Genomic DNA, 22,464 nt, shown 5'->3' with positions numbered 1-22,464 from the left:
TTATTCCACGTTTGTCCAAAGCAACTCCAAAAACAGCATCTTTTGCAAAGAAAAAGCCTGCTCCCCATAACCTTGAGGAACAAGCTTTCCCTTCTGCATCCTATACGGCTTCCACAACCGGTAGGGAAATCACGAATTCCGTCCCTTTGCCCACCGTGCTGTTCACAGCGATATAACCCATATGGTTCTTAATAATCCGGTAACTGACAGACAGCCCCAGGCCTGTCCCGCTCTCCTTGGTTGTAAAGAACGGATCAAACAGATGGGAAAGCGTATTATGATCCATTCCCTTACCGTTGTCCGAAATGCAAATATGTACGTTCTTGTTGTCGCGATGTGTCTTTATCTCAATCAGTCCGCCATTTTCTCCGGTTATGTGATCAATTGCATCCAGCGCATTTTTAATCATGTTTAAAATCACTTGCTTGATTTGCTTCACATCCACAGAGATATGCAGAGGCGTTACATTATCATGCAGAAGCACCTGGCAGCCTTTCATCAGCGCCTCGCTTTCAGTCAGAAGCACGACTTCCTTCAATAAGGAAGAAACCGGAATCATGGTCGTCTGTGGCGCGGAAGGCTTCGAGGAATTCAAAAACTCATATATGATATCATTAGCCCTGTCGATTTCCGTAAGAATGATACGGGCATATTCGTCTTTTCCAAGATGAATTAGATGGGGACGCAGTAGTTGTATGAAGCCGCGGATGGCAGTGAGCGGGTTGCGAATTTCATGGGCTATGGATGCAGAAATTTTACCGAGCATGGCAAGCTTATCATTGCGGTAAGCGGTTTGTTCAATTTGCTTAAAATCCGACACGTCCTTAACGCTAAATAAATAGTCTCCATCCATTTGGTCGCTATCTGTAACCGTTAACAACCACTGTCTGCCGGACTCGTCTGTCAGTTCGTGATATTTTTTACGATGAATAAGCGTTTCACGGCAAATCCGGAGGATCTTCTTTCTCTTGAACCGGTTGAGCTGCGGATGGTGTAAAATTTGCACGATCGTACAACCTGTTAAGGATTTACGGGAAATTTCCAGCAGCCTTGCCATTTGGACATTGATAAAAGTTAGTACACCTGCACTGTCAAACAACATAACGCCGCTATCCAAGTGCTCCAGAATATTTTCGTACTTGTTCTTTACCAGCTGCGTGGATTGAAAAGCTTCAAGGGACTGTAAAAGCGTCTCTTGGATATCGCCCATCACGATACTCCTCCTTTTCAAGAGAATGAAAGACTCATTCCATCAGATATTAGAAATGATAGTTTAATCATAGACAAGGTAGCAGCAAAACACAATCAGAGAAACTGTCGAAAAAACAAAAATATGGTTAAATTAACCAATAAACAAAACAACTAAAACAAAAGCACCAAATACATGAATCCACATGTACTGATGCTTTCATATCATTGCTATATTGGGTATTTCATCTCTTTAAACATAACATTCGGTATAGTGATTATGCCCTATGCTGCAAGCGTATCCGTCGCTGGCTCATCACAGCCAATCTTTTCTTTAATTCACTCTCCCATTTCTCGTCCTGCATTTGCTTGGCTATGGTCAACAAGTCCAGCGCCATATCAATTTGGCTTTGTACGATGTCCTTGGGATCCTCCTTTTCGCAATTGACGACATTCTCGAAAATGGCCTCTTCATCCTCCACGACATAATCCTGGAAGTCGATCTCCCCAGCTCCGTCACCATGCGCATATTCAGCTAAAATTTCATATTCGTTCTCTACCTTATAATGAACTTCAACCCGGTGGCACACGGGACAGAACAGCAGGGGAACATTGTGGACCTGAGTGCGATAATGTTTTAATGTTCCCTTGGTTCCAACCATACTCGCTCCGCAGCAATAACTCATGCCGGTTCACCCTCCTCTAGATTCCACCGTATTATTCATAAATGTATTCGCTTTATTCTATGGCAATTCCTTTTTCGGATTGATGGTTCCGAATAAATTTCTGCAGGCTCTGTTATAAAAAGCCCCCGTTGCAGGTGAGGAGGGCATCCTTACTCCTGGCAAAGGGGGCTTGTCCATATTAAATGCTACACAAGCAGGTTTTTGTCGCCTGGTTTCCAGTTCATAGCGCACAGTCCGCCGGATTGCAAAGCTTGCAATACGCGGAGCGTTTCTTCAACGCTGCGGCCGATATCGTTGTGGTTAACCACTTGATATTTCAGCTCGCCTTCTGGGTTGATGATGAAGAGGCCGCGCAGTGCCACGCCTTCTTCTTCGATGTATATGCCGTAGTCTTTAGCAACAGTTCTGGTAATATCCGAAGCCAGCGGGAAGTTGATTTGTCCAAGACCATTCGCGTCTCTTGGAGTGTTGATCCAAGCTTTGTGGCTGTGGATCGAGTCCGTGCTTACGCCCAGGATTTCAGCGTCGAGTGCTTTGAATTGGTCAGCAGCTTCGCTGAGCGCTGTAATTTCAGTCGGGCACACGAATGTGAAGTCGAGTGGATAGAAGAAGAATACGAGCCATTTGCCGCGGTAGTCGGACAGGCTTGCTTTACTGAAGTCGGAACCGTTACCCAATACGGTTTCCATTGTAAAATCCGGAGCTTGTTTACCTACTAAACGTTCTGCCATGTTTATAAATCCTCCTTTAAGATATGTATAGAATGAGCTGAAACGCATAACACTTCAGTCCATTCTATATGAAAGAAAAACATAAGTTTTTCTTGTTTCAGAGTATACGTGATCCCGTTGGAATCTACATATAAAATGGTATCATTCGCCCAATTCAAAGTCAAGATTATATCGGTTATTTATTTATAATAATTATAATTAAAGCAATTTCGTGAACAAAAGCTTCCTATTAAATAGGCAGCTCTTACGCAATCCGATATTAAGTATGTACTCTTAATGAACGAAACATACAACAAGCGGGCATCACTTTGTAGGAAGTGATACCCGCTTGTATTTGTCAGATAAGCTACCTGTATTACTTTTTGATCGCTGCTACGATCAGATTACCCATCTCACGGGTACCAACCGCTTTGCTCTTATCTACGGCGATATCACTGGTGCGATGCCCCTCGTTCAGAACCTGGGCCACAGCTGCCTCAATGGCATCCGCCGCATCCGCATAGCCGAATGTCAAGCGAAGCATCATGGCAAGCGACAGGATCGTTGCGATCGGATTCGCCAGATTCTGTCCGGCAATATCCGGCGCCGAGCCGTGTACCGGCTCATATAATCCGAATGCTCCCTCGCCCATCGAAGCCGATGCCAGCATGCCGATCGATCCGGTCAACATCGCCGCTTCATCGCTCAGAATGTCTCCGAACATGTTCTCCGTTACGATGACATCGAAGCTTGCCGGGCGGCGCAGCAGCTGCATTGCGCAATTATCCACGAGCACATGCTCGAGCTCCACATCCGGGTAATCCGCTGCTACCGAAATGACCACTTCACGCCACAAGCGGGAGGTTTCAAGCACGTTGGCTTTGTCGACGGAAGCAAGCTTCTTACGGCGCTTTTGGGCAATCTCGAAAGCCTGACGCACAATGCGTTCTACTTCAGCTACGTTGTATACGCAGGTATCAACCGCTTCTTCCCCATGCTCGCCTTGGCGTCTGAACTTGTCTCCAAAGTAAATCCCGCCGGTTAATTCACGAACAACCATCAAATCCGTTCCTTCAAGCACTTCCGGTTTCAGTGTCGAAGCATCCTTCAGGCAATCAAATACGACGGCCGGACGCAGATTTGAGAATAATCCAAGTGCTTTGCGAATGCCCAGGAGCCCGGTTTCCGGACGCAGCTCCTTGGGATTGCTGTCCCATTTCGGGCCGCCTACAGCGCCCAGAAGCACAGCATCGGCATTTTTACAAACGGACAGCGTCTCTTCCGGAAGTGGAGTACCCTTCTCGTCAATGGCAATACCGCCGAAGAGAGCATGTTCCGTTTCGAATGAATATCCAAACAGCTCTTCCGTACGCTTGAGCACTCTCTCGGCTTCCGCTACGACTTCAGGTCCTATTCCGTCTCCGCTGATCACGGCAATTTTCTTCACTTCTGGCATGTTTTCCGTCACTCCTTATGGTTACTTCTCTCACTGATCAAATCATCTATCTATTGTTGTATCATATCCTCAAGGCAGTTGACCAAGATATAGAATCTATCACCTTTATAGTTTTTCCCTATAAACCAGCTCCCTCCTTCAGATACCAGCAAATCCTGCCAAATCACTTGTTGCCCGCTCCTGATTACTCCAGTTAAAATGACAGGAGATAGTCAAAAAATTCGCCGAAGGAGTGAATGATTTTGCAATACACCTATCTCGGTAAATCAGGTCTGAAAGTCAGCCGCTTATGCCTGGGAACCATGAATTTTGGCCCCGCAACGGATGAAAAGGAAGCTTTCCGAATTATGGATGCTGCCCTAGACGCAGGAATCCAGTTTTTTGACACCGCCAACATTTACGGTTGGGGACAAAACGCCGGTCTGACGGAAACCATTATCGGCCGCTGGTTCGCTCAAGGCGGAAGTCGGCGTGAAAAGGTTGTGCTTGCAACCAAGGTCCATGGAGATATGCATGATCTAGCTGATGGCCCGAACGGCCCGGAAGGCTTGTCCTCCTACAAAATCCGCCGCCACCTCGAAGGCTCGCTGAAACGTCTGCAAACAGACCACATCGAGCTGTACCAGATGCATCATGTTGACCGGAGCGTATCCTGGGACGAACTGTGGGGAGCTTTTGAGCTTGCTGTTTCTCAAGGAAAAATCGGCTATGTCGGTTCCAGCAACTTTGCCGGCTGGCAGATTGCGCAGGCACAGTGCAAAGCACAAAATCGTCATTTCCTCGGCCTTGTTGCAGAACAGCATAAATACAACTTGAGCTGCCGCTTGCCTGAGCTTGAGGTTCTGCCTGCCGCCAAAGAAATGGGGCTCGGTGTCATCCCTTGGAGTCCGCTTGACGGCGGCATGCTGGGACGTAATGCACTGAAAAAGCTGGAAGGAACCCGCAGTGGCAATAACCCGAAAAAGATTGAAAAACACCGTGTACAGCTGGAAGCCTTCGCGGAGCTATGCAACGAACTTGGCGAACCTCAGGACAGTGTAGCACTCGCCTGGCTGCTGATGCACCCTGCCGTTACGGCACCGATTATCGGTCCACGTACGCTGGAACAGCTGGAAAGCTCTTTGCGCGTAACAGACATCACGCTGGACGAATCCGTACTGAAACGGCTGGATGAGATCTTCCCGGGACCCGGCGGTGAAGCTCCGGAAGCCTATGCCTGGTAATCCTATTTATCCATTGCAATGCAGGACGTCATGAAATCCTCCCAAAAAGAACAAAGGCAGACCGCTATAATTTTTAGCGATCTGCCTTTAGGTATATCTGCTTACAAGGTTTTCTCCAGAACTCTTACAAGCTTGCGCGTTCTCTTCTGCTGAATGTTTTGCGTTTTTCGATCAGCTGGTTCAGCGCATCCACGTAAGCACGGGCGCTTGCTTCCAAAATATCCGTACTGAGTCCGCGGCCTTGCGCAGAAACATCGTTCTGAGTGAGAACGACATGCACTTCACCTTGGGCATCCTTACCGCGAGAAACGGATTTGATCGAGTAGTCAGACAAGGTTACTTCTTCTCCTGTCGCTTTATCGACAGCATTGTAGATGGCATCTACCGAACCATTGCCTTCTGCTTCCTCTTCCAGTTCCTGCTCCTGGTCCTTGATTATACGCACCTTGGCTGTAGGCACCGAACGGTTCCCATAGGTGACATAGATCGTTTCCAGTTTGTAGACCTCCGGAGTGTCGATCAGCTTCTCTTCGACGAGAGCCATAATGTCGTCATCGGAGACCTCCTTCTTCTTGTCCGCAAGCTCCTTGAATCTGCTGAAGGCCTGATTCAGCTGCTGCTCATCCAGCTCATAGCCCATATCCTGCAACTTTTCGCGGAAAGCATGGCGTCCGGAATGCTTGCCTAGTACCAGCTTGCTTTCCTTCAGTCCGATGGTCTCTGGAGTCATGATCTCGTACGTCGTTTTCTCTTTCAGCATGCCGTCCTGGTGGATACCAGATTCATGGGCAAAAGCATTCGCTCCGACAATCGCTTTATTGCCTGGAACGACCATGCCTGTCAGCTTGCTGACCAAGCGGCTCGTTCGGGAAATTTCGGACAGATTGAGCGAAGTCTTGGCGCCGAAGAACTCCTGACGGGTCTCCAAAGCCATCGCGATTTCCTCAATCGCTGTGTTGCCTGCGCGTTCACCAATGCCGTTAATCGTACCTTCAATCTGATCAGCACCGTTTTGAATCGCGGCAAGCGTATTGGCTGTCGCCATTCCCAGGTCATTGTGACAATGTGCGCTGAGCTGTACCTTTTCGATATCCGGAACATTTTCTTTCAGGTGTTTGAAGATTGCACCGTATTCCGACGGGTTCAAGTAACCTACCGTATCCGGAATATTCACGACCTTCACGCCTTCATTCACGGCCATGGACACCATCTCCACCATGAAGTCTAGCTCCGTACGTCCGGCATCCTCTAGGGAAAATTCGATCTTGGAAAAATATTTCTTCGCATAACGCAAAGCCGATTGCGCCGTTTCCAGCACCTGGTGCTTCTCCATCCGAAGCTTATGCTTCCGGTGGATCGGCGATGTCGCCAGGAAAATATGAATACAAGGATCCTGGGCTCCGATCAATGCTTCACGTACAGCATCAATGTCATGCTCTCTGGAGCGGGATAATCCGATTACCGTCACGTTTTTCACCGCTTTGGCTACTGCGTTTACAGCCGCCAGATCCCCAGGAGATGCTGCAGGAAAACCCGCTTCCATCCGGTCAATGCCCAGTTTCTCCAACTGATATGCAATTTCGAGCTTCTCACGGGTATTCAGGTTCACGCCTGGAGACTGCTCCCCGTCGCGCAATGTTGTGTCAAATACATAAATTTTCCGCAAGTCCAAGGCACCTCCTTATCATTCATAAACCTCTCAAAATAACTTCACAAAGTGGAGCTTCTGCTTCGAGGCCTTCCAAATACGCTCCGGGGCTCCCGAAAAATAGTCTTATAAACTTTCGATGCGGCTCACGCATGTGCACGGCCGCATCGAAAAGAGATCTCTTTTTCCCAGCGGGAAAAGGCTCATTATCGTATAAATATGATTATTTCTTGATCCAATGCATCATTTCACGCAGCTGAGCACCTACAACCTCGATTGGGTGGTTTGCTTCGTTGCGGCGAGTCGCATTCAGGAATGCACGGTTGGATTGGTTTTCAAGGATAAAGTCACGTGCAAATTTGCCTTGCTGGATATCGGACAGCACTTCTTTCATTGCTTTCTTCGTTTCTTCCGTTACCACGCGAGGACCTGTTACATAATCACCGTACTCCGCAGTGTTGGAGATGGAGTCACGCATGTTAGCCATACCGCCTTCATAGATCATGTCGACGATCAGCTTCATTTCATGCAAGCACTCGAAGTATGCCATTTCAGGAGCATAACCTGCTTCAACCAAAGTTTCGAAACCGGCTTTGATCAGGGCAGTTACACCGCCGCAAAGTACAGCCTGCTCACCGAACAGATCCGTTTCGGTTTCTTCACGGAAGGAAGTTTCGATTACCCCTGCACGGGTACAGCCAATACCTTTGGCATAAGCCAGGCCGATTTGTTTGGCTTGTCCAGTTGCATCCTGCTCGATCGCGATAAGGCCAGGAACGCCGAAGCCTTCAACGTAAGTACGGCGAACCATGTGACCTGGGGATTTAGGAGCTACCAGCAGCACGTCTGCATCCTTAGGAGCTACGATTTGACCGAAATGAACGTTGAACCCGTGGGAGAACATCAGAGCCGCGCCTTTTTTCAGGTTCGGTTCGATATCGTTTTTATACACAGAAGCTTGAGTTTCGTCTGGCATCAGGATTTGTACGATGTCTGCTTTGCTTGTTGCTTCAGCAACAGACAGAACCTCAAAGCCGTCATTTTTCGCTTTATCAAAGGATTTGCCTTCACGAAGGCCGATAATGACTTTCACACCGCTGTCACGCAGGTTTTGTGCTTGGGCATGCCCTTGGCTTCCGTACCCGATTACGGCTACTGTTTTACCTTTCAATACGCTAAGTTCTGCATCCTGTTCATAATAAGTTATAACTGCCATTGTTATAAATCCTCCTTTATTTTTAAAAAGAACCCTTATGAAGAGCGGGTGTTTCAAGAGATCTTGCGGATGTGTAACTATGAATTTGCCGATCCCTTCAAACCCCCGCTCTTCGGCGGGCATTTTATTTAAAATAATTCTATTGCATGTTTATACATTTCCACGAATCATTGCGGTCACGCCTGTACGGGATAGCTCACGGATGCCATAAGGCTTAAGAAGTTCAATCATCGCATCGATTTTGGTGGTATCTCCTACCACCTGTACCATCAGGTTATGGCTGCCAATGTCTACCACCGAAGCTCGGAAGGTTTCCACGACACCCATAATTTCGGGACGCTCCGCAGGCTCTGCGTTGACTTTAATGAGCGCTAGCTCCCGAGCTACCATAGGGCTTACGCTGAGGTTGATGACTTTGATAACATCGATCAGCTTGTAGAGCTGCTTCTCAATTTGTTCCAATGTCTGCTCATCACCGGTGGTTACGATAACCATCCGCGAGAGCCCCGCCTCCTCCGATTGTCCTACGGTGATACTTTCAATATTGTATCCACGTCTTCCAAACAGGCCTGATACTCTTTGCAAAACGCCCGGCTGGTCATTTACTAGAATGGCAATGGTATGTCTCGTACTCATATTTATGCATCTCCCAACAACATTTGATCAATGGTCGAGCCTTGAGTTACCATCGGGTACACGTTTTCATCCTTACTTACCACGAAGTCGACAACGACTGGTCCGGGCGTTTCAAGCGCTTCCGCCCAAGCTTTACGTGCTTCTTCCTTGTTCGTCGCACGCAGTCCTTTGACACCGTAGGCCTCCGCCAATTTCACGAAATCAGGGCTGCCTGCCAGATCAATATGGCTGTAACGGTTATCGTAAATCAGCTCCTGCCACTGACGAACCATGCCAAGCACCTGATTGTTGATAATCACAACTTTGACCGGAATGTTATTGATTGCGCAGATGGCGAGCTCCTGCGAGCACATCTGCATTCCGCCGTCACCATTTACGGAGATAACGAGCCGTTCCGGATGTGCCATCTGAGCACCAATAGCGGAAGGCAATCCAAAGCCCATCGTTCCGAGGCCACCGGATGTGATCCATGAGCGCGGCTGGTTGAATTTGTAATACTGCGCGGCCCACATTTGATGCTGGCCAACGTCTGTCGTCACGATCGCTTCGCCGTTTGTCGTATCGTTGAGCATTTCGATGATCCACTGAGGCTTGAGCACGGAATCGGAATCCTGATAACGGTATGGCTGCTCCATTTTCATCTGCTGAATCCAGGTTCTCCAGGCATCCGCTTTGGCTGCACGTTTCACTTCCGGATTAAGCATTTCCAGTACCGTCTTCACATCGCCGACAATCGGGATGTCGGTCGGAACGTTCTTGCCGATTTCTGCCGGATCGATGTCGATATGCACAATCTTGGCATGAGGAGCAAATCCGTTCAGCTTCCCTGTTACCCGGTCATCGAAACGAGCGCCGATGTTGATCAGAAGATCCGACTTCTGAATAGCCATGTTCGACGTGTATGTTCCGTGCATTCCCGGCATTCCCGTCCACAACTCATGACCGCTCGGGAAGGCGCCAAGTCCAAGAAGCGTCGTCGTGATTGGAATTTCTGTCCGTTTCACAAATTCATACAGAGCTTCATGGCCTCCAGAGTAGATAACCCCTCCGCCTGCCAGGATCATCGGACGTTCAGCGTCCTCGATTGCCTGCACTAATTTGTCGAGCTGGAGCTTATTAGGCACCATCCGCGGGTTGTAACCCCGGAGGTTTACCGCGTCGCTGCTGGGCTCAAACAAAGTCAAAGCTGCTGAAACATCCTTCGGAATGTCGATCAGTACCGGACCTTTCCGACCGGTCGAAGCGATATGGAATGCTTCATGAATGATTCGCGGCAGCTCCTTTACGTCTCTGACCAGGTAGCTGTGCTTCGTAATCGGCATCGTGATGCCGGTAATATCCGCTTCCTGGAAAGCATCGGTTCCGATCAGGGTTGTGGCCACGTTGCCGGTAATAACAACCAGAGGAACGGAATCCATGTAAGCTGTAGCAATTCCTGTGACCAGATTTGTCGCCCCTGGTCCCGACGTTGCAATACATACGCCGACTTTGCCGCTGGCTCTTGCATAACCGTCTGCCGCATGAATTGCTCCCTGCTCATGACGAGTCAGCACATGATTGAAATCCTCAAATCCATACATCGCATCGTAAATATAAAGTACTGCCCCGCCTGGATATCCGAAAACACACTCAACGCCTTCGAGTAAAAGGCTGCGAAGCAATATCTCCGAACCGGTAATGACTTCCGGCTTCATCCATTTCTCACGTAGTTGTTCTGTAGACCGCACTTCAGGAATTTGCGCGCTCATCAGTCATCCTCCTCCTCATAATTTACATACATGTAACATGCAATAAAAACAAAAAACCTTCCGTCCTTCACACAGAATGATTCTGCGTGAGGGACGAAAGGTTGTGCTTCCGTGGTACCACCCATATTTGCCATGCATCTCACGATACTAGGCCTCATCAGGTATAGAAAATAAGGATCGATACTCTTCAGAGAGTCAGCCGTTTCCCCATACCCTAAGCCCGTAACGTGGACTTGACGATTCTCCCTAATAGGCGCTTTAACGCGTTTCAGGAGAACAGCTCCGAGGTGAGCTCGTATAAAAGGGATTTTGGTGGAGGTTGCAGCAACTCCTCACACTCTCTGAGCAAAAGGGCCCTTTAAACTTCGTCCTCTTCATTGCCGATCACGATATATTCGTTAAAATGTTTAGACACATTATATGATCCATCGAACTTAAAAGTCAATACCCATATTTTTAAAAGCAGGAAATCATTCCCGACTTCCGTCTAAACACAGACTTCATACTTCCCTCATATGATGGCATAAATTCACTTTTGATGAAGTCCATCTTGAAGGGAGGACAGACGTGATGATCAGGTATCGGAGGCCCAAACAAGACGACGAGTTCATTATGCGGTATATTGATTCTCAACTTGTCCCACTCTCACATTTAAACCCTGTTCAGATCGAAGCCGTACGCAAGGAAATCCCCAAAAGACTGGGCCGTGGCATCACCTTGATCGCCTGCCAACGTTACGAGGATAATCCGATTGGTTTTGTGCATTTTTTCATGCATGGCGAGCTGCTCTATATCGATATGTTGGCCGTCGCACCCGAATCGCAACGCAAAAAATGGGGCAATACGTTGATGGTTCAAGCTGAAAAATTCGCGGCGTCACGCGGGTGCAAGCGGTCCAAAGTCATGGTTGATGCCGGTAACGCCGGCGGCTTATCTTTTTACAAAAAGCTGGGTTATGTTGCATTACGATACCACACTCAAAATCAATGTCATGAGCTGGAAAAAACGCTTTAACCGTTCAAAAATGACGATGTCATTTTACAGTTGACAGGACGTTTTTAACGGGAAATTATCTTAATAAAATCCATGTCCTCCCGGGTGTTTTGGAAAACCTCCATAGCCGTACGGAACGGGGCCGGGACCGTAGCCAATTCCGGGGGCGATGCCAATTCCGGGGGCGCCGAAGCCAAGTCCAGGGCCGTAGCCAAATCCGGAGCCGAAGCCGCCTGCAAATGGAGCTGTGCCGATAGCCAAAAGATCGAACAAGACGAGAGGAATTATCGCCTTGGTTTGTACGTTTTTTCCCTTGGTGCGCTGAAGAATCAAGCGGTTGCCAGATATGCGAACAAGTTTGCCGGTAACGAGGCTGCCGTCTTTTTTGACAGCCACTATATGTTGACCTATCAGCTTTTGTGCTTGTTTACGGGTAACAGACTGTTGCATGAAATCCCTCCTCCAAATGTGTTCAATAGCAGTCTATTCCGCAAATCACTAAAGCGCTTGTTCCATAGCCCGATGTACCATTAAGTTTGGGGCCCACTCTTTACGCCCGGAAAAGTGTATTTAGAAAATACCCCCACAAAGTGGGGCCTGGCTTCGCAGCCGATTCAGGTACTTTGCGGGGACCCCGAAAATATATAGATTTTATAGATACAAAAAAGGCCGCATCCCAAAATGATGGAATGCAGCCTCTTTGCCATGACTTGATTCGTTTTTTGATTAACGCTTGCCCGGATCGTACGGTTCCCCCAGTGCGGCAGGTGCGGATGATTTCCCGACGGCAGCCACGAGTACAACAACCGTAAGTACATAAGGCAGCATGTAGATAAATTCCTGAGGAATATCTTTGGACCACGAAAACAACTGGAAGTAGTTGCCGATCGCCTGGGAAAAGCCGAAAAATACGGCTGCTCCGAATGCTCCAAGCGGATTCCACTTACCGAAAATCATCGCAGCAATAGCGATAAAGCCTTGACCTGAAATCGTATTATGCGAGAACGTGCTGGTCGTAGTCAGCGTAATGGTTGCACCTCCAAGCGCAGCCAGCGCACCGCTCACGATAACGCCGATGTAACGCATCCGCTGTACTTTAACACCTACCGTGTCCGCAGCACTCGGATGTTCGCCGACCGCACGGAGACGAAGACCAAACGAAGTCTTGTAGAGCACATAAAAGGATACCAGCACTAAAATAATTGCCAAATAGGTTGTCGGATAGTTATTAAAAAGACCTTCGCCGATAATCGGAATTTTCGACAGCAGCGGGACGGCCCATTTGTCCAGACCTTCCTTCAGCAGCGGCGTTTCACCTGCACCGTCAAACAACAGTTTAACCATGTACAGCGTGCTTCCTGCCGCCAAAAAGTTAATAACAACGCCACTAACAACCTGATCTGCCTTAAACGTGATGGAAGCGACGGCATGAATCAGGGATGCGATGATCCCCATGACCACAGCAGCCAGCAAACCGATATACGGAGAGGCCGCGCCCATCCCTGCATTCTCCGCATAAAAGGTTGCTACACCTGCGGCAAACGCACCGAAAGTCATTAAACCTTCAATACCAATATTGATTACACCCGAACGTTCAGAGAAGATGCCGCCTAAGGCAGCAAAGATGAGCGCCGTTGAAAATACAAGCGTCGTATTAATCAGCTGGCCGATTGTTGTCATCCAATCCATTTACAACACCTTCTCTTTCTTGCGCTTAAGATAAAAGGGCTTAAGAACCCAGCGTACAATGCCTTGTGCAGCAATGAAGAATATGATCGAACCGATAACGATACGTGTAATTTCAGGTGGTACATCAGCACCAAAGCTCATACCTGCAGAACCGTAAGTCAGCACGCCGAACAGCGAAGCGGACAACAAAATTCCGAACGGATGGTTCATACCGATCAGCGCAACCGCGATGCCGTCAAAGCCCACACCTGGCGAGCCTGTAAAGATCGCTTGATAATGGAATACGCCCAGTACCTGGAACGCACCGCCCAAACCGGCAAAGACACCACTGATGAACATCGCTTTAACGATATTCTTCTTGACATTCATCCCGGCATATCGGGCCGCATCACCATTGTGTCCTACAGCTCGAAGTTCATAACCCTGTTTACTCTTCCACATGTATATATAGAAAAAGACAGCTGCCAAAATAGCAATAAGAGTTCCCCAGTGCATTCGCGCATTATCAAATGCAGAAGACAGCCAAGCCATGGAAATTGAAGCAGTATCTTGAATTTCCTGAGATCTTTGCTGACCCTTCTCAAGTAAGAAAGTACTCACGATGTAATTACTGAAATACAGGGCAGTCCAGTTCAACATAATCGAGATAATAACCTCATTCACGCCCCGTTTGGCTTTCAGGTAGCCGGTAATACCGGCCCAGATCCCACCGGCAAGTCCACCTGCAATAATGGCTACGAGTGCATGCACAACGATTGGAAGACCTGTTATTTTAATACCTACCGCTGTAGCAGCTGTCATTCCAACGATATACTGTCCTTCAGCACCGATGTTAAACAAGCCCGCACGGAATGCAAATGCAACCGCGAGACCTGTCATAATGAGCGGCGTAATTTCGCGGATGGCTTCCCCGAAATCATACACATTGCCAAAAACGGTAGTAAAAAGAGAACTGTACGCAAGCAGCGGATCATAACCACCGACCAGCATAACGATAGCACCTACAATGAGACCCAAGATAATGGATACCAGCGGCACCAGGAGGCTGTTAACGTTAAAAATCTTAAATAATTTGCTCATTATGCTTTACCTCCTGCAACCTTGCTGCCCGCCATCATCAAGCCGAGCTCCTGGTCATTGGTCTGTTCTGGAAGAACCTCACCAACGATTTGTCCCTCATAGATTACAGCAATGCGGTCGGAAACATTGATGATTTCATCCAGTTCGAACGATATTAGCAGTACCGCCTTGCCTTGGTCGCGCTGTGCCACCAGCTGCTTTTGAACAAACTCAATGGCACCGACATCCAGACCGCGTGTCGGCTGAGCCGCGATAAGCAGATCAGGTTTTTTATCTATTTCCCGGGCTATAATAGCCTTCTGCTGGTTACCGCCAGACAGAGAACGGGCTTTCGTCTCAATGCTAGGTGTTCTTACGTCAAACTGCTCAATCAGACGGGTGGCCTGTTTGTCAATCGCACCCTTGTTCAGGAAGCCGCCTTTATTGTAAGGCGCTTGATAATAAGTTTCGAGCACCATGTTTTCACTCATTGAGAAATCAAGAACAAGTCCATGCTTATGACGGTCTTCCGGTATATGGGAGACACCGCTTTCCGTGATTTGACGCGGACTCTTGTTTGTAATGTCCTTGCCGTTCAGTTCGATATTACCGCTATCCACATGGCCAAGACCCGTCAATGCCTCGATCAGCTCGCTTTGACCGTTGCCGTCGACACCAGCAATCCCCAAAATTTCACCTGCACGGACCTTCAAATTCAGACCGTTCAGTACCCCAATACCATCCTTGTTTTTCAATGTCAGGTCTTTGACTTCAAGCACGGTTCCTTTTGGTTCAGCAGGCTTCTTGTCCACTTTAAAGGACACGTTGCGTCCGACCATTTTCTCCGCTAATTCATTCGGATTGGTCTCGGCGGTTTTCACGGTATCGATGACCTTGCCGCGGCGGATGATGGTAACCGTATCTGAAATTTGCATGATTTCTTTCAGCTTGTGTGTAATCAGGATAATCGACTTGCCTTCTTCAACGAGACGTTTCATGATCGCCATCAACTCGCTGATTTCCTGCGGCGTAAGCACAGCTGTCGGCTCGTCAAAGATAAGGATGTTCGCGCCGCGATAAAGCGTTTTTAAAATTTCGACACGCTGCTGCATGCCGACAGAAATATCCTGTATTCTAGCATTCGGATCTACTTTGAGACCGTACTGGTCGGAAAGCTTCTTAATCTTGGCAACCGAAGTTTTGTAATCGAGCTGGATCCCCATTTTCTTAGGCTCCATACCGAGCACGATATTTTCAGTAACAGTAAACGGCTTGACCAACTTAAAATGCTGATGCACCATCCCGATTCCAAGCTCAATCGCCTTATTCGGGCTGTCGATCATTACAGGTTTGCCATTCAATTCAATGCTTCCTTCATCCGGCTGGTACAATCCGAAAACAATATTCATCAAGGTTGATTTTCCTGCACCATTCTCGCCGAGCAGTGCGTGGATTTCGCCCTTTTGCAGCTTCAAGCTGATGGAGTCGTTGGCGACGATGCCAGGAAAGCGTTTAGTTATTTGCTTCAACTCAACGACAGGGGTCGCTGCATCCATGAGATCACCCTTATATCATTATTTTGGCTTCTGTCGAAAAGTAAGACAAGGCTAGTTGTATCAACCAGCCTTGCCGTTTAAAACTCGCATTAAATTCTTAGAAAATCAGAGAGCGGAAAGTATTACTCTGTAGGAACTTTGATTTCTCCGCTGATGATTTTTTCTTTGTATTGGTCAACTTCTTTGAGCACGTCTGCAGGGACGTTTTTGCTGGAAGTATCAGCCAGACCTACGCCGTTTTCTTTCAGACCCAGAGTTTCGGATCCACCTTTAAACGTACCGTCGATCACTTCTCTTGTAACTTTGTCAACTGCAGTGGATACGCCTTTAACCATCGAAGTCAGAGTTACGTCATCGCCGAATTCCAAGGATTGGTCTTTGTCAACACCGATAACCCAAACTTTATTGCCGCCTGCTTTGTTACGAGCGATTGCTTCGTTAAATACGCCAGTACCTGTAGCACCGGAAGCGTGGAAGATGATGTCTACGCCGTCATTGTACATCGTAGCTGCAGCTGCTTTACCTTGGTCAGGCTTATCAAATGCGCCTGTGTAGTTGATTTTGATGTCAGCGTTTGGATTGGCAGCTTTCACGCCAGCCTTGAAGCCTGCTTCAAAACGTTTGATAACTGGAATTTCAGCACCGCCGACGAAGCCGACTTTTCCTGTTTTAGTCATTTTACCGGCAACAACGCCAACCAGGAAGGAGCCTTCGTTCTCAGCAAAAGTAATGGAACGCACGTTAGGAGCGTCTACCGTAGCGTCGATGATCGCCAGATTAGCATCCGGATTTTGGTCTGCAACGGTTTTCATATCTGCGCCGAGGTCAAAACCGATCCCCCAAGTGAGGTCGTATTTGCCTTTAACGTATTTGTTCAAGTTGGTAACATAGTCTTCCTTGGACTTACTTTGCAAATATTGAGCTGTAATGCCTTTGTCTTTTTGCAATCCTTCAAGCGCTTCCCAAGCGGATTGGTTAAAGGATTTATCATTAACCCCGCCCACGTCAGTTACGAGACCTACTTTAACACTGGACTTTGCCGTTCCTGCGGAATCGCCGCCAGTTGCGCTTGTGTCTTCTTTCTTTTTACCGCAACCAGCTAGTACAACTGAAAACGCGAGCAGCATAATCAGCGACAACTTGAACATCTTTTTCATTGATTCTTGTCCCCCTACAATGAATTCTTTCCTCACATTCTTCCAGCCTGATCAGCAATTGATCTATGGTCAATTAATTGCAAGAAAACGGCCGTATGAATGTTGGTCATTTTACATTCAGATTATACATTCTCGAATCGTTAAAATCCAGCATATTTATCTCACATTTGAAAAGTTTTTTAATGTAATTTTAAGGAAAGCGCTTTATTTTAAGGGAAAACTAACAAAAAAGGTTAACTAAATGTTATGTTATATAACAATACACGTTAATGCATTAATGGATTACTACAGCATTCTAGTGCACAACCTGTTTTTTGCTTCTTTTCCACCTATCTTATGTAAGCTTTCATTCCTTTTTATAAACCTTTGTTTTACTCCACAAAAAAACCGCCGATTAAGGCGGTTATCTCTATAAATACGCTATACTACACGTTGATTTTTTCTTTAGCCACTGTAGCAATAGAGTTGAATGCGTTGATGTCATTCACAGCGAGATCAGCCAGCATTTTGCGGTTGATGTCCACTCCAGCCAGTTTCAAACCATGCATCAATTTGTTGTAAGACAATCCGTTCATGCGTGCAGCCGCATTGATACGAACGATCCACAATCTGCGCATGTTACGTTTGGTTGTACGACGGTCACGGTATGCATATACCAAAGACTTCATCACTTGTTCGTTAGCTGTTTTAAAAATGCGGTGTTTGGAACCGAAATAACCTTTTGCAAGTTTCAATACTTTCTTATGTCTACGACGAACAACGAATCCGCCCTTTACTCTTGCCATAATAATAAACCTCCCAAAAATGTGTTGTTAACTATTTCAAGTTAGCCAAGCCTTGTTTCAAACGTCTTACATCCCCTGGAGCCATTTCTGGGTTACCAGCGAGTACGCGTTTAGCGCGCTTGGACTTGTGGGACAGCAAGTGGTTTCTGTAAGCTTTGTAACGAGTTACTTTACCGGAACCAGTTACTTTGAAGCGGCCTTTCAGGCTGCTGTGTGTTTTCATTTTAGGCATTGTACTTCCTCCTTAGGACTATTGGGCTTTAGGAGCCAGAATCATAATCATACTGCGGCCTTCCAGCTTCGGTTGGCGTTCAACGGCGGAAATTTCGGCAACCTCCGTTTTGACGCGTTCCAAAATCTTTTGGCCAATATTAGCGTGAGTGATCTCACGTCCGCGGAAACGGACAGAGCATTTCACTTTATCGCCGTCTTTCAAAAATTTAACCACATTGCGAAGCTTGGTTTGATAATCATGCTCCTCAATGTTGGCACGGAACCACACTTCTTTAATGTCAACGATTTTCTGATTCTTACGGGCTTCTTTTTCTTTTTTCTGCTGCTCATAACGGAACTTGCCGTAATCCATGATGCGGCATACAGGTGGTTTCGCCTGAGGCGCCACATTCACCAAGTCAAGATTCAGGTCCATCGCCATTTGAAGTGCTTCCCGAATCGGTTTGATACCGATCTGTTCACCTTCCGCGCCGACCAAACGTACTTCTTTCGCCCGAATTTCGTCATTAATCATATGATCCTTACTAATAACCGTCCACCTCCATATTCATCTAGGTAATTCTCAAGTAAAAGCAAAATTAAAAGGGATGCTGGTGTCAACTACCAGCATCCCTATGATCAATTCTTCATGAAAGTTCACATTCATAAATCATCGGATCATGACCCGCTAACCTTCGTCAGTCAGGTGAGAAGCTGGTGCTTCTGCTTGAAAATCCATTTTGTTTTAACGTACTTGAGTAATGTACCACACGAGCACAGCAGTTGTCAACCTTGTATCTAAAGTTTAACCCTGCTTGCTCTGAACTTCCTCCAGACGAACCACACGCGTATGCTCGGTATGGCTCCACTGCTTGTTGTTTTGCGTGAAAAACGCATAAAACGTAATTGGGAACCAGGAAATCAGATAGATCGGAAAGAGTACCAGATACAGATACACCTTCTTGTAAGTAACCTTTTCCAGGAACATGGCTGCCAGGAATGTGAACACGTTCGCTGCAATGGCTATAAAGGAGAGCCATACCGGCAGGTGCCCATATAGATTCGCAATATGCGGACCGTTGAAGAACGCGTTGTCCACAAACATTACCGCAGTCATCAGGAAAGTCAGAAGCACGATGTATACGTTGGCTCCGTACAAAGCAAGGTCCAGCTTAACGATACTGCGTTCCTTGATGCTCGCCCATAGCAGCGGGAAGAAATACCGGCGTGCTACCGTAAAGTGGCCCTGCATCCAGCGCAGACGCTGTCTCGCCGAAGCTTTGAATGTCAGTGGCTTTTCGTCGAATACTTTGGCATCGTAATTGAATTTCGGATATACACCGCGTTTGACGCTGCGCATCGTAAATTCAAGGTCTTCGACCAGACTGGTTGCTCCCCAGCCGATTTCCTTCAGCAAATTGTTCTCAAAGCACATCCCTGTACCACCAAGGAAGTTGGCCATATTCATGTTATGGCGCGAAAGCTGCCACAGACGGTTGATGTACCAGTACGAAATACCGTAAGCGGCTGTAATCCAGGAATCCTCCGGATTCTTGGTGTCGATATATCCTTGGATTACGCGTGCACCAGCGCACAGATCGTCGTTCATTTCCTTCAAGAAGTTTACATCGGCCAGGTTGTCGGCATCGAACATAACGACAGCGTCATATTGACGCGGCATAGCCCACAGCTCTTTAAGCATCCATTCGATGGCATAGCCTTTGCCGCGAAGATTGTTGTTCGTGCGGACGCAGGCGTTCATGCCATGCTCCCGGACGATCTTCGCCGTATTGTCCGTACAGTTGTCGCAAATGACGAAAACGTCATACAGTTCCTTCGGATAATCAAGCTGCTTCAGGTTCTCCATCAGGGCTCCTACGACCTGCTCCTCATTGTGAGCGGCTACTAGCACTGCGAAGGACTTTGTTGCCGGATAATGATGTTTTTTCTTTTTCCTGTACAGACCCAAAATTGAGAATGCAAACTGGTACACACCGATCGCGGCCAGAATAATCTGTAGCCCGATAAATATGGCGTCTATCATGTTTCTCAGAACCCCCCTTTTTTTTACCCCTCATAATCGATTTTTCTCTCTGTAGATTACGATTCATTTACGGTTCTTTTTTTCTATGACCCTATAGACCTTTGACATTCGAATTTCTAATTTCGGTATGTCTTCGAACGACATATCGATTTTCCACGGTTTTCAGCTTTTTGTCAAAAGCTCAATAACTGCTCTGGTTCCTAAAAAGCGGATGTGAAGCGTTATCTTGGCCGCCTGAGGTACTTCAAGCTTATATTCATTCCCGTTAGTTCTTATTTTCAGCTATTTTCCGGTTTTTTATTTCTAAAGTCCCCCCTTTTTTTAATCATCAATTCAATTATCAATACAAATCATAACCTTATTCCATATTTATAAACGAAATAAGTCCACGAAAAGTCGGAGATAAACTTCAATAGTGTAAAAGAAAAACGTCTATTCAGGATTATTTTCTCAGTAAAATACCGAACTCGGCGGCTTCAAAATGGACCAAGTTAAAATTTGCTTTCTTCCAATCCGCTGTTTGAATCATTGTAAAGGTTCTGTAAAGTGAAGTCAAAATCTTCCCCTCCACTCTGGAAGACGGTACTTTCGCCTTGAAAAAGAAACGAATAGAAAATATGATGGATTTAAAGGGGAAGCTATTCGGGTCCGCCGCCAGTTTCAAACTACAGCCTGATCAAGGCATTAAACGGGGGAATGGAATGAGTCGTTTGTTCATGAAATTAACACAGATCGACAGAAAGCTGTTTCAATATATAAATGGATGTCTTCATAACCGTTTCTTCAATTTCTTTTTTTATTATCTTACTTACTTGGGAGGAGCCACCTTTACAATAGCCTCCAGCGTCCTGATCTGGTATTTCGGCTCATCTACTTGGAGCAAGTCCGGTGCGCTGGCCGCCGTATCCCTGGCTGTCAGCCACATCCCTGTCGCCGCCGCCAAGAAATTGTATCCAAGGTTGCGCCCTTACCTTGCCCTTCCTGGGACACGGACCTTCCGTAATCCACTGAAGGATCATTCTTTTCCATCCGGACATACGACGGCCGCTTTTTCGCTGGCCATTCCTTTGATTCTGGGACATCCGGAATGGATATGTCTTTTTCTTCCGCTGAGCCTTTTAGTAGGGGTATCCCGGATCTATCTGGGCCTTCATTATCCTTCCGATGTGTTCGCCGGAGCTGTTATTGGTACATCTGTAGCCGCAGCTACAGTTGCATTGTGGCCTTAAAGTCGATAATGTTGGATATAAGGAAAAACAAGCAGGAACAGGTGAACTAAAGAGTGATAAAAAAGAGAGTATTGTTATTATCTGAAGGCTTCGGTGCCGGGCATACTCGAGCTGCGTACGCACTCTCAAGCAGTCTGCGCAAGCTCTCACCGAATATTCAGACCAAAGTTCTTGAACTTGGAAGTTTTTTGAACCCAAAGGTAGCTCCTTTAATCATTACAGCATATAAAAAAACCGTAATCACCCAACCAAGGCTGGTCGGCATGATGTACCGCCATCAATATCATAAATCTCTTAACCGGTTTACGACACTTGCGCTGCACCGCATTTTTTATACACACACGAAAAATGTCGTCAATCAGCTCAGGCCGGATATTGTCGTTTGCACGCACCCGATCCCGAGTGCCATCATATCGCGTCTGAAGCGTCTTGGTGAAAAGATTCTGCTGTGCACCGTCATTACCGACTATGATGCTCATGGAACCTGGATCAGTCCGGAAGTGGACAGGTATCTTGTTTCCACCCAGGAAGTACGAAATAAGATGATCAACCAGGGAGTGCCTGCCGCAAAGATCAAGGTGACCGGTATTCCGGTACATCCTAATTTTTGGGAGCATCCGGAGAAAGAAGATATCCGCGGAAAATTCCAATTAAAGGATATGCCTACTGTGATGGTGATGGGCGGAGGCTGGGGCATCATGAGCGATGAGGTTATTAACAATTTTTTGACCCACTGGAGGGATGATGTCCAGATTCTTTTTTGTCTTGGCAACAATGAAAAAGCACTAAAGAAGCTGAAGCAGGATCCCCGTTATAATCATCCCAATATCCGTCTTAGCGGCTTCACTCAGGAAGTTGACAAGCTGATGGAAGTATCCGATCTGCTTGTTACCAAGCCGGGCGGAATGACCTGCACCGAAGGACTTGCCAAGGGGATTCCCATGCTCTTCCATCATCCACTGCCGGGTCAGGAAGAAGAAAATTGTCATTATTTCACTGCCCAAGGATTGGGTGAGCCTATTACTTCACTGGAAGTTATCGTCAAATGGATGAACAGTCTGACGAATGAGCTTGACACGATCCGCCAGCGCAGAAATGAGCATCTACAGGGCATTGCCCGTTACCATCCGATGGAAAGTGCGCAAAGTATTATCGAAATGCTGGAATAAAAGAAGGTGCCTTCGTAGGAAGACACCTTCTTTTTTTTGAAAAAGACGTATGCTAATCA

21 protein-coding genes are annotated in these 22,464 nt (G+C 47.0%); 4 read left to right on the top strand and 17 right to left on the bottom strand.

Annotation, left to right across the window (positions count from 1 at the left end; genetic code table 11):
- Window positions 1-100: 100 nt before the first annotated feature.
- The 4 genes from MUG84_RS16415 to leuB all read right to left on the bottom strand — a co-directional run bounded on the left by MUG84_RS16415 (window position 101) and on the right by leuB (window position 4,040).
- Window positions 101-1,213, bottom strand: a complete 1,113-nt coding sequence (locus MUG84_RS16415) for an ATP-binding protein (protein WP_244726569.1) — start codon at window positions 1,211-1,213, stop codon at window positions 101-103.
- A gap of 253 nt (window positions 1,214-1,466) precedes the next feature.
- On the bottom strand, window positions 1,467-1,874 hold the full coding sequence (locus MUG84_RS16410; protein ID WP_244726566.1) for a hypothetical protein: 408 nt from the start codon (window positions 1,872-1,874) through the stop codon (window positions 1,467-1,469).
- 185 nt (window positions 1,875-2,059) lie between these two features.
- Entirely contained in the window at window positions 2,060-2,605 is a 546-nt protein-coding gene (locus MUG84_RS16405) for a peroxiredoxin (protein WP_244726564.1), read from the bottom strand.
- A 355-nt stretch (window positions 2,606-2,960) separates the two neighbouring features.
- Entirely contained in the window at window positions 2,961-4,040 is a 1,080-nt protein-coding gene (gene leuB / locus MUG84_RS16400) for a 3-isopropylmalate dehydrogenase (protein WP_244726562.1), read from the bottom strand.
- A 242-nt stretch (window positions 4,041-4,282) separates the two neighbouring features.
- On the opposite strand from leuB, the gene MUG84_RS16395 reads away from it, so the two are divergent.
- Window positions 4,283-5,263, top strand: coding sequence for an aldo/keto reductase (locus tag MUG84_RS16395; RefSeq protein ID WP_244726560.1), 981 nt, complete (start codon window positions 4,283-4,285; stop codon window positions 5,261-5,263).
- Between the two features lie 124 nt (window positions 5,264-5,387).
- Here the strand turns inward: MUG84_RS16395 and MUG84_RS16390 are convergent, their stop codons facing one another.
- From MUG84_RS16390 to ilvB, 4 genes are all read right to left on the bottom strand, one after another.
- The gene (locus tag MUG84_RS16390) at window positions 5,388-6,929 is read right to left on the bottom strand and encodes a 2-isopropylmalate synthase (RefSeq protein ID WP_244726558.1); all 1,542 of its coding nucleotides are present in this window, start codon (window positions 6,927-6,929) and stop codon (window positions 5,388-5,390) included.
- A 205-nt stretch (window positions 6,930-7,134) separates the two neighbouring features.
- Window positions 7,135-8,127 carry a ketol-acid reductoisomerase gene (gene ilvC, locus MUG84_RS16385; RefSeq protein WP_244726556.1) on the bottom strand — a complete coding sequence of 331 codons (993 nt, stop codon included), beginning with the start codon at window positions 8,125-8,127 and terminating at the stop codon, window positions 7,135-7,137.
- Window positions 8,128-8,277: 150 nt separating this feature from the next.
- Window positions 8,278-8,763, bottom strand: coding sequence for an acetolactate synthase small subunit (gene ilvN, locus MUG84_RS16380; protein WP_244726554.1), 486 nt, complete (start codon window positions 8,761-8,763; stop codon window positions 8,278-8,280).
- Between the two features lie 2 nt (window positions 8,764-8,765).
- Complete coding sequence (gene ilvB / locus MUG84_RS16375) at window positions 8,766-10,511, bottom strand: biosynthetic-type acetolactate synthase large subunit (RefSeq protein ID WP_244726552.1); 1,746 nt, start codon at window positions 10,509-10,511, stop codon at window positions 8,766-8,768.
- A 570-nt stretch (window positions 10,512-11,081) separates the two neighbouring features.
- Between ilvB and MUG84_RS16370 the strand changes: the two genes are divergently transcribed.
- Window positions 11,082-11,525, top strand: a complete 444-nt coding sequence (locus MUG84_RS16370) for a GNAT family N-acetyltransferase (protein ID WP_244726550.1) — start codon at window positions 11,082-11,084, stop codon at window positions 11,523-11,525.
- A gap of 60 nt (window positions 11,526-11,585) precedes the next feature.
- Here MUG84_RS16370 and MUG84_RS16365 read toward each other — a convergent pair whose 3' ends face one another.
- The 9 genes from MUG84_RS16365 to MUG84_RS16325 form a co-directional block, all read right to left on the bottom strand.
- Window positions 11,586-11,954 carry a hypothetical protein gene (locus MUG84_RS16365; RefSeq protein WP_244726548.1) on the bottom strand — a complete coding sequence of 123 codons (369 nt, stop codon included), beginning with the start codon at window positions 11,952-11,954 and terminating at the stop codon, window positions 11,586-11,588.
- Between the two features lie 276 nt (window positions 11,955-12,230).
- Window positions 12,231-13,193 (bottom strand): ABC transporter permease, encoded by a 963-nt coding sequence (locus tag MUG84_RS16360; protein ID WP_244726546.1) that lies wholly within the window; start codon window positions 13,191-13,193, stop codon window positions 12,231-12,233.
- On the bottom strand, window positions 13,194-14,273 hold the full coding sequence (locus tag MUG84_RS16355; protein WP_244726544.1) for an ABC transporter permease: 1,080 nt from the start codon (window positions 14,271-14,273) through the stop codon (window positions 13,194-13,196).
- Window positions 14,273-15,808: an ABC transporter ATP-binding protein gene (locus MUG84_RS16350; protein WP_244726541.1), complete on the bottom strand. Its 1,536-nt coding sequence runs from the start codon at window positions 15,806-15,808 to the stop codon at window positions 14,273-14,275. Before MUG84_RS16350 ends, MUG84_RS16355 begins: the two co-directional genes overlap by 1 nt.
- A 122-nt stretch (window positions 15,809-15,930) precedes the next feature.
- Window positions 15,931-16,965, bottom strand: coding sequence for a BMP family ABC transporter substrate-binding protein (locus MUG84_RS16345; protein WP_244726539.1), 1,035 nt, complete (start codon window positions 16,963-16,965; stop codon window positions 15,931-15,933).
- A 425-nt stretch (window positions 16,966-17,390) separates the two neighbouring features.
- Window positions 17,391-17,750: a 50S ribosomal protein L20 gene (gene rplT, locus MUG84_RS16340; RefSeq protein WP_244726537.1), complete on the bottom strand. Its 360-nt coding sequence runs from the start codon at window positions 17,748-17,750 to the stop codon at window positions 17,391-17,393.
- Between the two features lie 31 nt (window positions 17,751-17,781).
- Window positions 17,782-17,982 (bottom strand): 50S ribosomal protein L35, encoded by a 201-nt coding sequence (gene rpmI / locus MUG84_RS16335; protein ID WP_076173245.1) that lies wholly within the window; start codon window positions 17,980-17,982, stop codon window positions 17,782-17,784.
- Between the two features lie 18 nt (window positions 17,983-18,000).
- Window positions 18,001-18,498 carry a translation initiation factor IF-3 gene (gene infC / locus MUG84_RS16330; RefSeq protein WP_244726535.1) on the bottom strand — a complete coding sequence of 166 codons (498 nt, stop codon included), beginning with the start codon at window positions 18,496-18,498 and terminating at the stop codon, window positions 18,001-18,003.
- A 270-nt stretch (window positions 18,499-18,768) separates the two neighbouring features.
- Window positions 18,769-20,007 carry a glycosyltransferase family 2 protein gene (locus MUG84_RS16325; RefSeq protein WP_244726533.1) on the bottom strand — a complete coding sequence of 413 codons (1,239 nt, stop codon included), beginning with the start codon at window positions 20,005-20,007 and terminating at the stop codon, window positions 18,769-18,771.
- Window positions 20,008-20,708: 701 nt separating this feature from the next.
- Here MUG84_RS16325 and MUG84_RS16320 point away from each other — a divergent pair.
- Window positions 20,709-21,236 (top strand): phosphatase PAP2 family protein, encoded by a 528-nt coding sequence (locus tag MUG84_RS16320; RefSeq protein WP_244726531.1) that lies wholly within the window; start codon window positions 20,709-20,711, stop codon window positions 21,234-21,236.
- 53 nt (window positions 21,237-21,289) lie between these two features.
- On the top strand, window positions 21,290-22,405 hold the full coding sequence (locus MUG84_RS16315; RefSeq protein ID WP_244726529.1) for an MGDG synthase family glycosyltransferase: 1,116 nt from the start codon (window positions 21,290-21,292) through the stop codon (window positions 22,403-22,405).
- The last annotated feature ends 59 nt before the right edge of the window (window positions 22,406-22,464 follow it).

It is taken from the genome of Paenibacillus mangrovi (assembly GCF_022898935.1).
GTDB classification, from domain to species: Bacteria; Bacillota; Bacilli; order Paenibacillales; family Paenibacillaceae; genus Paenibacillus_AQ; species Paenibacillus_AQ mangrovi.
Note: the sequence above shows the minus strand (reverse complement) of the source record. Positions and strands in the feature narration are given on the sequence as shown.